Source organism: Psychrobacillus antarcticus, from assembly GCF_029533155.1.
GTDB lineage: Bacteria > Bacillota > Bacilli > Bacillales_A > Planococcaceae > Psychrobacillus > Psychrobacillus antarcticus.
Map to the genome: position 1 here is coordinate 24,252 of NZ_JAIZDB010000024.1, position 12,445 is coordinate 36,696.

Consider the following 12,445-nt stretch of genomic DNA (forward strand, 5'->3'; position numbering starts at 1 on the left):
TTTCATCACGAAGTCGATACTGGAGTTTTTTTCTTCATTGATGCTTTCGCTACAACTTCATCCATCCGTTGTCGATCTCTTTCTAAAATGGTTTTCAAGTACTTTCCTGTATACGAATCTTTCGATGCTGCAATTTTCTCTGGTGGACCTACTGCAACAATTGTTCCGCCTTTATCTCCACCTTCTGGCCCTAAATCAATCATGTAATCCGCTGTTTTAATGACATCTAGATTATGCTCAATTACTAAAACGCTATCTCCGTTATCTACTAAACGTTGAAGTACTATTAATAATCTTGCGATATCGTCTACATGCAAACCAGTAGTTGGTTCATCTAAAATATAAAAAGACTTCCCGTTAGAACGCTTGTGTAATTCAGAAGCCAGTTTAACCCGTTGCGCCTCACCACCAGAAAGTGTTGTCGCAGATTGCCCTAATTCCATATACCCTAATCCTACGTCTACAATCGTTTTTATCTTCCGACTGATTTTTGGGTGGTTTTCAAAAAAGGCATAGCCATCCTCCGCAGTCATTTTTAGTATATCTGCTATATTTTTACCTTTGTAATGTACCTCCAAAGTTTCACGATTATATCTTTTTCCATGACAGACTTCACATGGAACGTATACATCAGGCAAGAAATGCATTTCAATTTTTATAATGCCATCACCACGACAAGCCTCACAACGACCGCCCTTAACATTGAAACTAAATCTGCCTTTTTTATATCCTCTTACTTTTGCTTCATTTGTTGTTGCAAAAAGGTCTCGTATGTCATCAAAAACTCCCGTATAAGTAGCTGGGTTAGACCTTGGAGTACGACCGATTGGGGATTGGTCAATCTCAATAACTTTCTCTAACATTTCCATACCCTCGACACCCTTATTGGCGCCGGGTTTCACTCTAGAGCGATTTAACTTCTGTGCTAATGATTTATATAATATTTCATTTATTAATGTACTTTTACCAGATCCTGAAACCCCTGTAACCGCAGTAAATACACCTAATGGAATATCTACACTAACATGTTTCAAGTTATTTTCTGACGCTTCCTTAATTTTGATAAAGCGACCATCTGGCTTTCTTCTTTCCACTGGAAGGGGAATGAACTTTTGCCCACTTAAGTATTGACCGGTTAAGGACTTTTTGTTTTTCATCACTTGTGCAGGGGTTCCTGCAGCGATTATCTCACCACCATGCACTCCTGCACCAGGACCCACGTCTATTAAATAGTCTGCTGCCATCATGGTGTCCTCATCATGCTCTACAACTATTAAAGTGTTCCCGATATCTCGCATGTTTTTTAATGTTTCGATCAGTCGATCATTATCTCGCTGATGCAACCCAATAGACGGTTCATCCAGAATGTATAGCACGCCTGTCAGTCTTGAACCAATTTGAGTAGCCAAGCGAATACGTTGCGCTTCCCCACCTGATAAAGTTCCGGAAGCACGGTTTAATGTTAAATAATCTAGCCCTACGTTCTCCAGAAAACCTAGACGTTCATGAATCTCTCTCAGTACAAGACGAGCAATTTGCATATCTTTTTCAGATAAGGTCAATTCTTTGAAAAACTTATTTGCTTCTTCAATCGAATATTTTGTGATTTCCCCGATATGAAGGGAATTTATCTTCACTGAAAGTGTTTCTTCTTTTAGACGATAGCCATTACATTTAGGGCAATCATGTTGCTCCATATATTTTTCCATTTGCTCACGAATATAATCGGAGGACGTATCTTTATATCTACGCGCAATATTAGCAAGAACGCCTTCAAATATAACCATGCTATCACGAACTTGTCCAAATTCATTTTCATATCGGAAGCGATTACTATCATTCCCTGATCCATACATAATTTTGTTCCATTGATCTATCGGTAATTTTTCAACGGGAACATTCATTTTTATTTTGTAATGCTTACATACAGCCTCCAAGAGCTTCGGATAATACTGGGAGCTTGTTGGCTGCCATGGGACGATTGCTCCATCTGCTAAAGTAATACTTTTGTCGGGAACTACTAATTCGGGATCCACCTCTAGCTTTGTACCAAGTCCATCACAATCAGTACATGCACCAAAGGGACTGTTGAATGAAAACATACGAGGTTCTAATTCCCCGATAGAAAATCCACATATCGGACAGGCGTGATGCTCACTAAATAGAACTTCTTCATGCTCCATCACATCTATTAAAACTCTGCCATTTGCAAGTCTTAGAGCTGACTCTATGGAATCACTAAGCCTTGCAGCAACTCCTTCTTTCATAATAATTCGGTCGATGACAACTTCAATATTATGTTTTTTATTTTTATCTAGATTGATATCATCATCTAAATCGATTAACTCACCATTGATACGTACACGAACAAAGCCCTCTTTTTTCATTTCTTCCAAAAGCTTTACATGAGTTCCTTTACGACCTGAAACAATAGGAGCTAACACTTGCATCTTTGTTTTTTCCGGATATGCACTTAAGTGATCTACCATTTGTTCGATCGTTTGAGAGGAAATTTCAATCCCATGATTTGGACATATTGGTTTTCCAACTCGCGCATACAATAGTCGCATGTAATCATAAATTTCGGTCACTGTTGCTACTGTAGATCGTGGGTTTTTACTTGTCGTCTTTTGATCGATAGAAATAGCTGGCGATAACCCTTCAATGACATCTACATCCGGCTTATCCATTTGCCCTAAAAATTGTCGGGCATAGGCTGATAGTGACTCAACGTATCGTCTTTGTCCTTCAGCGTAGATTGTATCAAAAGCTAAAGAAGACTTTCCCGAGCCAGAAAGTCCAGTCATGACCACTAACTTATCTCTTGGTATTTTCAAGCTTACATTTTTCAAATTATTAACACGTGCACCTTGAATTACGATTTCTTGATTTCTCAACACTTATCACCCTTCCAGCTTCAGTTCCAAAATTGCGTCGCGTAATTCTGCAGCTCGTTCAAAGTTAAGCGCTTTGGCTGCATCTTTCATTTCTTTTTCTAGATCTTTTAGAAGTGTTGCTTTTTCTTCTTTCGTTAATGGTTTCCCACTTATCAAGCGTTGTGCATATGTTTCTTCCTCTTCGGCAACATGTGAAGCACGTATAACATCGCTTATTTTCTTTTGGATCGTTTTTGGTGTAATACCATGTTTTTCGTTATACTCCATTTGAATTGTCCGGCGACGTTTCGTTTCATCAATTGCTTTTCGCATAGAGTCCGTCATTTTATCTGCATACATAATAACTTCTCCATTAGAGTTACGGGCAGCTCGCCCAATCGTCTGAATTAAGGATCGTTCGGAACGTAAAAATCCTTCTTTATCGGCATCTAATATAGCTACTAAAGACACCTCTGGTATATCTATACCTTCTCGTAATAAGTTAATTCCTATTATTACATCGTACGTACCTAAACGAAGTTGTCGAATAATTTCTGTACGTTCAAGAGTTTTTACTTCGGAATGTAAGTACTGAACCTTTATCCCAATTTCTTTCAAGTAATCGGTTAAATCCTCCGACATTTTTTTCGTTAATGTCGTGATTAAAACACGTTCCTTTTTTGCAGTTCTCTCATGAATTTCATTGATCAAATCATCTATTTGTCCCTCAATAGGCTTAACCGTTATGATTGGATCTAATAGTCCAGTAGGACGGATAATTTGCTGCACCATTTCTGGTGTATGCTCCAGCTCATATGGACCTGGTGTTGCGGAAACAAATATAGCTTGGTTTATATGTTTTTCATATTCTGTGAATGTTAGAGGTCGGTTATCGAGAGCAGATGGCAATCGGAAACCATAATTTACGAGCACAGATTTTCTCGCTTGGTCACCATTATACATTCCTCTTACTTGAGGTAATGAAACGTGACTTTCATCTACTACGAGTAAAAAGTCTTTTGGAAAATAATCAATTAATGTATATGGAACCGCTCCAGCTTCTCTTAATGTTAAGTGCCTAGAATAGTTTTCAATACCCGAACAAAAGCCCATCTCTTCCATCATTTCTAAATCATACCTTGTACGTTGCTCCAATCGCTGCGCTTCTAATAACTTATCTTCGCTTCTTAAATATGCAAGTTGCTCTTCTAATTCTTTTTCAATATTGGCTAAAGCCAATTTCATCTTTTCTTCTCGGGTAACGAAATGGGATGCTGGGAATATAGCGACGTGATCACGTTCTCCAAGTATCTCTCCTGTCAGTGCATTCACTTCACGAATACGATCAATTTCATCTCCAAAGAATTCTACACGAAGACATCTTTCATCACGTGAAGCGGGAAATATTTCTACTACATCTCCACGAACACGGAACTTTCCACGTACGAAGTTCATATCGTTTCGTTCATACTGAATATCTACGAGTTTACGCAATAACTGATTGCGTTCAATCTCCATTCCTGTTCTTAATGAAACGACCATCTCTTTATATTCCTCTGGATTCCCTAATCCATAAATACAGGATACAGAAGCGACAATAATGACATCTTTTCTCTCAAATAGAGAGGAAGTTGCAGAATGGCGGAGCTTATCTATTTCTTCATTAACACTCGAGTCTTTTTCTATGAACGTATCGGTTGATGGTACATATGCTTCTGGTTGAAAATAATCATAGTAACTAACGAAGTACTCAACCGCATTGTTCGGAAAGAACTCTTTAAACTCATTATATAATTGACCTGCTAGTGTTTTATTATGCGCCATCACTAGTGTTGGTTTGTTTATTTGTTCAATAACGTTTGAAATAGTATATGTTTTACCAGTAGCTGTCGCACCAAGTAAGGTTTGATATCTTTTTCCTTCTTTAACACCTGCGACTAGTTCTTTTATTGCTTCTACTTGATCTCCCGCTGGCTCATACGGAGCTTGCAAATCAAAAATTTGTTCCATACATAAGCCTCCCATTTCTTGAATAATTTCAGTTTAACACACTCTTTTTTTGATTCCCACTAAAACGAACATACGTTTTTCACATATGCCAAAAAGCCACTGATATCAGTGACTTTGGATGTTATCATTATTATCTTTTCGATGCTTCCTGTGCTAAATATAGACCAACTTTATGGTTTTGTTTCCAAACTGCATCCCATTTCGATAGAGGTACTGGGTTATCTCCTACGTATGGAGAGATCTCTAATGTAATTCCTGGCATTTTCGTTTCTTGGATAAACCAATCAGCAGAAGCTCCGGAACCCTGCAAGTATTGAGGAGGCATTACTTTATAGCCAGTAAGTTTTGATAATGTGTTTGCCAATACTTGATCTCTCTTGGATTCCGCGTTCTTTTGATAGTTAAACCAGTACATTATTTGTCCTGAAGAGTGGTAGGAAATATACGTTTTAAACTTATGCTTCTTGACGAAATCTCTAAATGCTTGTGATTCCGGCTCACTAAAGGCACTAGGTCCTTTATATGCCATGTAAGCCGGCTTCTTATGGCCACCTTTGATCTTATCCCAACCAGAAGCAAAGTTATCGTTTAAATCTACCCCGCGAATATTCGATTTCCATCGATTAAAACTAACGTTTCCATTAATCTTTGTAGCGAGTGCTCCATTTTTCAATGATGTTGGTCCTGATTGAACAAGCTTTACACCATCTGGATTCAACATGGGGATAAACCAAATAGCAGTTTGGTCTAACGTCTGACGAACATTATATCCACCATAAACAGATTTATTTTCGTAATGAATGCTATATGTATCAATCATTTCAACTACTACATTTGTTGTCATATGCTCCCTAGCATGTAACGATCCATCTAGCAGCACTTCTTTTTTCCCATTACCTATTTTCATCGCATACATAGGTGTACCTTCTACTGATTTACCTATTTGCTCTAGCTTTGTAAATTCAGGATATAATGCTGCAATTACATGTAGTAAATAGGTCATTTCTTCATATGTTAGGACTTTTTTTGGCTGCAATAAATCCATATGCACAAAATCCACCATATTTATTCTTGCTTCTTGTCCTAAAAAATTTATGATCCCTTTATCCTTTTCTAATCCTAATAAATCCACAGATTGATTGGCTGAAAGGCTACCAATTTGGATTAACTTCTTATTAAAAATTGGAACTTCCGCACGGTTATAAATTTTCATAGGGTATGTTGCTTTTTTTATAGGATCATTAGTTGGTATTTCCGAAGTTGGGATTGTACCTGCCCGGGGAATATAAAATACTTCTTTGCCTACTTCCACTACATGATAGACTGTAGACGCTTTTGTTCGAGTCAACACAGCATTCTTTGATAATATTCCCGTTTGCACAAGCTTGCCTTTTTGCATCACATAGTATGGAATTTGCTCCTCAACCACTTTAAAACTCATTTGTTCCTGTTCAAACAAATTACTTGCTTGAGCACTATGTATATATCCTGGAACCCCATTAAAATCAATCTGATAATATTCTGCTTGTAAGCCTGTCGTTTCATATACTTGGGCTTCTTCTGCATCTAATAGTATAGAAGAATCGATGGAGGCATTTGATAATACTTGATATGACTCGAGCGTTTTAATATTCCACCTGTCCTCTGCTTGGACAATAGTTGGTAGAACCAATAGTAAGAATAATGCTATAAGCATAGAACGTTTCATTTATTGTTCCTCCCTCTCGATCTCTTTGTAGTGGAAAATCTATCCTCTTCTCCTAGCTTAGCGTAGTATTTTGTCAAAAGAAATAGAATTTTGTTATATAAAAAAAACCACTCCAATAGAAGTGGTTTTTTATAGAGGAATCGTTCATTTAGGATTATTCAGTTGATGAAGTGCAGTTGTATACTTCATAAAAGAATCCTTGTCTTTCTGATCTAGTGCATTGTCAATTAATGCTGAGAGACGATTACTACTTTGTTCCCGGTGGATAATGTTTAAAAACATATCAAGATATATTTCGTTCAACAAATTTTCGGCAGAGCTTTCATTCGCCGTTTGACCCATTGCTTTTAAGAAATCTGCATATGAATATTGTTTGTCCATCTCCATCACCCCGATGTCTTTTTTCTATTATATAAAAGCATTGGGATACTTGCAATCATTTTAAGAAAATTGCAACTATATATTAAATGATGAATATTTCGAATATTCGTTATTTGTACTTGCTTTACTTCCAAAATTAACTATAATTGAGGTATATAATACAAAGGGGTGGATTTAATGTCGAATAAAGTAGAAGAAGAATCTTTTTTCATTTCATTTGAAACCGCTGTACTTCAACCTATTGTAGTGAATAATACAACATTTACAAAAGTCACTAACTTTTCAGGCGAATCAAACATAATAGGTAAAAAGCCTTTTGATATTGTTCGCCACTCTTGCTCATTTTACGGCTCGTCATTCCAGCATACTGTTCGATTATCGAGAGATGCGATTGGAAACTATTTAAAGCTACCTATTCTTATTGCCCATGACTTCGGCAATCCATGTATATTAATACCAATACTCTCTCCAAAATCAGATTTAAATGTTTGGTTCTCTTTTAGGGCAATAGAAACATTTTATCCTTCTGAGGATGGATGTGTAGTCGTTTTAACAAATGGACAAAAAATAACTGTTCCTTCATCTCCGCAGACAATAAGTCGACAGGTTGGATTTGCTAATTTACTAAATATGCATTTACTAAAACGAATGAGTTATCTGATGAATACGGGTTATATTACTAGAATTCCACAATTTCAAAAAGACTCGCAGTACTAACGAAGTCTTTCTACTACCGCCAAATATATAGAGAGTAGTTCTTCGACTCTGTTACGGAGACGAACGTTTAGGTAACGACGATGTTCTTCATAACCTCCATGAAAAAATACATACTCTGTGAACATATCATCTCCCTCTCCTCGAAGAACTTTCATACTGTGACGCTTCATATACATATGCGTCTGTTTTAATTCTTTCTGCACTTGCTTTCCTGCTTCTTCTACTAAAATGATATATGGACGCTTCAATTTAAATGGAGCCTTCTCAAAAATAGTTCGATCTTTTTCTAAAATAGTCAAGACCATTGGAAGATAGATCATGTTTTCAAAATATGGAATTGCCTCTTCCGGTATTAATGGCATAACTACTCCTCCTTCTCCAATTAGGAACGTGTGTTCTGTTTTTAATTGTACTACTTTTATCGGAAAATGCAACAACCGAGTCATTGGTATTTAAATGAAACAGTAGAAAAAAATTCAAAAAAACCGGGCAATAAAATGCCCGGTCCTTTAAGATTTAAACCTTTTTCTACTGTTTGCGAAAGGCTTTGGACAGACTTATTGCTATCTAATTACCGTTTGATTTTTTAAAGATGCTGGTCGTGACTGAAGACACGACCAGCATCTTTTTTTCTCGGTAATCTTATGACTATTGACTGTCCGTCACCCTTCTACAACTTCTAGAAATAAGTAGTGCATTTTTTGTTAACTAGAGAAAAGATACTTCCCTATTCCTAGAAGAAGCTCACAAAGATGCAATTTTGTTCGATATTCCTCTACTTTATTGGGTAGACACTTCCTATTTTTCATTATTTCCACTAGTAAAAAAGGGACTCTACTGACTTCATCCTTCATTCAACAGACGTCTTTATCGTTATATTAGCTTTGACTACTCTGATCATCTAAGCAATAGGCTATTCTATATTTTATAGAGGAGTACTACAGAGTAAATTGATTGAAGTGGAAAGCGACTGTCTTTAAGGAACAAAACTGTATACTTTTCTTTTCAAAAAAACAACTGCCATCTCTTAAAGTGGCAGTTGTTCTTAACCTATTATATCCATAGCCCAACTTCGGGCTTCTAAATAATATTTGTTTAATGTAGCATGATCGATACCCATAGTCTCAGCACCTTCGATCATGTCATTCCACCTCACCTCGTCACATGCTACCGACAGCTCTAGAAAAAGAGTCATTGGAGTACGACTTCCTGAAAGTGTTTCTATTACCTCATCCGTGAGAGGTAATCCTTGAAGTAAATGACTCATCTTCCGATGCAGTAATGTGTCGATTAAGGAAAACAGTCCTACTAGAAAATATTCTGAAGAGTTTTGTAAAAATTGTTTTTTAGCCAACAGCTCACAAAACTTCGCCCGGAATAAGGAAGCTTCAATAAGAGCCATTCCACTTCCTTTAGAATTAGCCTTCGATTCTCTTAACAATAGTACATATAACCAATGACTCAATTCTTCAAGTCCCAACATCACCACCGCTTGTTTAATGGAACGAATTTTATATTTTTTTCTAGCGGCTGGTGAGTTAATGATTTTCAAAACTTTAAAGGAGAGTGACACATCACGCTCGATTTCTTCTGCTACCTTTTCAATCGAAGAATCCTTGTTGTTAAGTAAGCTAATAATTCGAAAATATTGGGCCATATTAGCAGGGATCTCCGTCCCTTTAATAATTTCAGGTTTGGCAAAAAAGTATCCCTGGAATAATCCGTACCCAGCCTCTTTAGCATGATAAAATTCTTCACGTGTCTCTACTTTTTCAGCTAAAAGTACAACATGTGGATAATTTTTCTTCACAATTCTTTCAATAACTTGTCTCTCAGAAGGTTTGCTCAAAATAAAATCGACTTTGATAAAATTAACTAAACTGAATAATTCATCATATAAATTTATATTCTTATGTAAAATAAAATCATCTAAAGCAAGTAAAAAACCTAATTTTTTAATATTTTTAAGCTTTTGAATTAAAGATGGCGTGATTGGAATATCCTCTAAAACTTCCACAACTATACGTTTAGGTGGAATCTTGCCTAATACTGTGTTGTCTAATAAATTTTCCGTAAAATTGATAAAACATAATTTATCTCCAACAAGGTTATTTATACCTATTGTCAAAAATGAATGAGTTAATACCTCTAAAGTTGCTAAATCCCCGTCTATAATAGGGAATGCATTCGTATCACTATCACGATACAATAATTCGAAGGCAAAAATATGCTCATTTTTGGTGAAAATAGGTTGTCTCGCCACAAAAATATCCATATAAACTCCTCAAATCCATCAATATTCAATATATTTATTATAGCAAATCTTTCCAAGAAAATCGATATAGTTCCAACTTTATTCCTATGGATGACAGAAAACTTAGAACGTGATATGTTTGGTGTTGGGGGAGAGTAATAGTTGAAAGGGGAAAAAAGTTATGGAATTAATCCATTATACACAACAGGGTAATTTAGCATATGTCACTCTAAATAGACCAGACGCATTAAATGCCTTTAATTATGAGATGCTTCGCAACCTTGGAGATATAGCAGAATCTATTCGTATTAATCCGGATATCCGTGTAGTTATTTTCACAGGCGCAGGAGAAAAGTCATTTAGCGTTGGTGCAGACTTAAAGGAGCGAAAAACATTAACTGATCAACAAGTAAAACGTAATATATACAAAATTGGAGAAGTATTTACTGCAGTTGCAAACCTTCCACAACCAACAATAGCTATGCTCAATGGCTATGCTTTTGGGGGCGGAATGGAATTAGCACTTGCCTGTGATTTTAGAATTGCTTCTGATGATATTCAACTCGGGTTAACTGAGACAAGTTTGGCAATAATCCCTGGTGCCGGTGGAACACAACGTCTACCTAGACTTATCGGAGAATCCAAAGCATTAGAACTAATTCTAACTGCTAAAAGACTAAAAGCAGATGAAGCAATGTCCTACGGATTAGTAACCAAAGTGGTAGCGAAAGAAACACTACAAGCAGAAACGGAGGCATTTGCAGCACTAATGCTTGCAAATGGACCGATTGCGTTACAACAAGCTAAGTTTGCTGTAAAATACGGGATGAATGTAGACCTTCAAACTGGTTTAAACATTGAAAGAAAAGCATATGAAATAACCATTCCTACAGAAGATCGATTAGAAGCCCTGCAAGCCTTCGGAGAAAAAAGAAAGCCTGTTTTCAAGGGGAAATAAATTTCCCTAATAAAAAAAGGGTAGATATCTGCTTTACGCAGTTATCTATCCTTTTTCGATTATTTTTTCAGCTCTTTTTCCTTCAAAGTTTCCTCATTAATATCTTTGAATTCAGGTTCATCACCGAATTCCGTCTGGAGATTACGATAATCGCCTGTTCCCCTTGGTTCAACTACTTCGTCCGTATCTGGTAGGAATAGAAGTGGAATGCAGACTAATCCACTTATGCCAACCAATGCATAGATCACCTTAGAAAATAGTGCAGTTTGCCCTCCGAAAATAGAAGCAACTAAATCAAATTCGAAAAAGCCGATCAATCCCCAGTTAATTGCACCAATAATAACGAGAGCCAAAGCAAGCCGACGGATAAATCCCAAGATTAACTCCTCCTTCATTTGTTGTATGAATGATAGCGACGATATGGGATAACATATCGTAAACAACTAAGATTCGTTCTTATCTTTCACCAGAAGTAACGATTCATACATGAAGAGGAATTAAAATCCGAAAACCTATTATGAACAGTAATTATTATATTGCCTCATCTACACTCATACAGTATATAAAGAAAACTCTAAAATCAGGTGACTATTTTTATTTTATCTTTTTTCATAAATCCCATTTTTGTTTCGGAAATTAGAATAGCTAAAAGGATAAGCAATGCACCGATAATCATCCTGCCTGTCATGACCTCACTTAAGATGATAATGGAAAAGACCATGCCCCAAAAAGATTCAGTAGCTAAAATAATTGCTGCCTTTGTTTCTGTTATGTATTTTTGAGCCACTGTTTGCATTAGAAAAGCAATCGTAGTGGAGAAAATTCCTAAGTATAACAGATTCATCATACCCTCAGTTTCCATGGAAAAACTTGTTTCTGCTCTAAATAATACGACGATGCACCCAATAGCTGCCGCAGTAACCATTTGTACAATAGTTAGCACAACAGGTTCTTCTGTCTTAACAAACTTAGCCGTGTAAAAAATATGAAAAGCAAATCCTACCGCACAACCTAAGGTCAATAAATCCCCTACATTCACGTCAGTGGAAAACTTCAAAGATAGAACTGCAATACCAACAATAGCGAGAATTGCACCTGTTAGTTCATACATATCTATTTTTCGTTTGTAAATAAGAAATCCTATAAACGGTACGATAACTACATTCACGGCCGTCAAAAAAGCATTTTTTGATGGTGTCGTGAATTGCAAACCCACTGTTTGAAGAGCAAAAGCTATATATAAAAATATCCCTAATATTGCCCCTTTAAGCAGCGTGCTTTTCTTTAAGTTATACAACTTTTTGAAAAATAGAAGACTTAATATAACAGCTCCGATTAAAAACCTACCAGCTAAAATCTGATACGGCGTATAGTGTTCCAAGGCCACTGCACTTGCTACAAACCCACTTCCCCAAATGATTGCCGTGAAAACAAGCAATATTTCTCCAATGTACTTACCCATTATTTCCACCAACCTTTTTTCACTAGAACTAGTATATCGCAAAAGCTCCAAAAAAAGCTCCTTCTCCTACAAAATTTCA

The 12,445-nt window shown here is 36.5% G+C and carries 10 protein-coding genes; 2 read left to right on the plus strand and 8 right to left on the minus strand.

The window, feature by feature from the left end; translation table 11 throughout:
* Positions 1-5: 5 nt before the first annotated feature.
* From uvrA to LDK52_RS13820, 4 genes are all read right to left on the minus strand, one after another.
* Entirely contained in the window at positions 6-2,897 is a 2,892-nt protein-coding gene (uvrA, locus tag LDK52_RS13805) for an excinuclease ABC subunit UvrA (protein WP_277586540.1), read from the minus strand.
* A gap of 6 nt (positions 2,898-2,903) precedes the next feature.
* Positions 2,904-4,886, minus strand: a complete 1,983-nt coding sequence (gene uvrB, locus LDK52_RS13810; protein ID WP_277586541.1) for an excinuclease ABC subunit UvrB — start codon at positions 4,884-4,886, stop codon at positions 2,904-2,906.
* A gap of 130 nt (positions 4,887-5,016) precedes the next feature.
* Positions 5,017-6,594: a M14 family zinc carboxypeptidase gene (locus tag LDK52_RS13815; RefSeq protein WP_277586542.1), complete on the minus strand. Its 1,578-nt coding sequence runs from the start codon at positions 6,592-6,594 to the stop codon at positions 5,017-5,019.
* A 144-nt stretch (positions 6,595-6,738) separates the two neighbouring features.
* On the minus strand, positions 6,739-6,975 hold the full coding sequence (locus LDK52_RS13820; protein WP_277586543.1) for an IDEAL domain-containing protein: 237 nt from the start codon (positions 6,973-6,975) through the stop codon (positions 6,739-6,741).
* A gap of 177 nt (positions 6,976-7,152) precedes the next feature.
* Between LDK52_RS13820 and LDK52_RS13825 the strand changes: the two genes are divergently transcribed.
* Positions 7,153-7,692 (plus strand): competence protein ComK, encoded by a 540-nt coding sequence (locus LDK52_RS13825; protein WP_277586544.1) that lies wholly within the window; start codon positions 7,153-7,155, stop codon positions 7,690-7,692.
* On the opposite strand, the gene LDK52_RS13830 is transcribed toward LDK52_RS13825, so the two are convergent.
* The gene (locus LDK52_RS13830) at positions 7,689-8,054 is read right to left on the minus strand and encodes a YhjD family protein (protein ID WP_277586545.1); all 366 of its coding nucleotides are present in this window, start codon (positions 8,052-8,054) and stop codon (positions 7,689-7,691) included. The genes LDK52_RS13825 and LDK52_RS13830 overlap by 4 nt on opposite strands.
* 683 nt (positions 8,055-8,737) lie before the next feature.
* Positions 8,738-9,967, minus strand: coding sequence for an EAL and HDOD domain-containing protein (locus tag LDK52_RS13835; protein ID WP_277586546.1), 1,230 nt, complete (start codon positions 9,965-9,967; stop codon positions 8,738-8,740).
* Positions 9,968-10,127: 160 nt separating this feature from the next.
* Between LDK52_RS13835 and LDK52_RS13840 the strand changes: the two genes are divergently transcribed.
* Complete coding sequence (locus tag LDK52_RS13840) at positions 10,128-10,904, plus strand: enoyl-CoA hydratase-related protein (RefSeq protein WP_277586547.1); 777 nt, start codon at positions 10,128-10,130, stop codon at positions 10,902-10,904.
* Between the two features lie 59 nt (positions 10,905-10,963).
* Here the strand turns inward: LDK52_RS13840 and LDK52_RS13845 are convergent, their stop codons facing one another.
* Entirely contained in the window at positions 10,964-11,281 is a 318-nt protein-coding gene (locus LDK52_RS13845) for a DUF378 domain-containing protein (RefSeq protein ID WP_277586548.1), read from the minus strand.
* Between the two features lie 203 nt (positions 11,282-11,484).
* Positions 11,485-12,366, minus strand: a complete 882-nt coding sequence (locus LDK52_RS13850; protein WP_277586549.1) for a DMT family transporter — start codon at positions 12,364-12,366, stop codon at positions 11,485-11,487.
* Positions 12,367-12,445 lie beyond the last annotated feature (79 nt).

What these genes read in the sequence shown, in the direction of transcription:
- uvrB (WP_277586541.1), bottom strand. Translation starts at nt 4,886, where the DNA reads ATGGAACAAATTTTTGATTTGCAAGCTCCGTATGAGCCAGCGGGAGAT.
- LDK52_RS13815 (WP_277586542.1), bottom strand. Translation starts at nt 6,594, where the DNA reads ATGAAACGTTCTATGCTTATAGCATTATTCTTACTATTGGTTCTACCA.
- LDK52_RS13820 (WP_277586543.1), bottom strand. Translation starts at nt 6,975, where the DNA reads ATGGACAAACAATATTCATATGCAGATTTCTTAAAAGCAATGGGTCAA.
- LDK52_RS13825 (WP_277586544.1), top strand. Translation starts at nt 7,153, where the DNA reads ATGTCGAATAAAGTAGAAGAAGAATCTTTTTTCATTTCATTTGAAACC.
- LDK52_RS13830 (WP_277586545.1), bottom strand. Translation starts at nt 8,054, where the DNA reads ATGCCATTAATACCGGAAGAGGCAATTCCATATTTTGAAAACATGATC.
- LDK52_RS13835 (WP_277586546.1), bottom strand. Translation starts at nt 9,967, where the DNA reads ATGGATATTTTTGTGGCGAGACAACCTATTTTCACCAAAAATGAGCAT.
- LDK52_RS13840 (WP_277586547.1), top strand. Translation starts at nt 10,128, where the DNA reads ATGGAATTAATCCATTATACACAACAGGGTAATTTAGCATATGTCACT.
- LDK52_RS13850 (WP_277586549.1), bottom strand. Translation starts at nt 12,366, where the DNA reads ATGGGTAAGTACATTGGAGAAATATTGCTTGTTTTCACGGCAATCATT.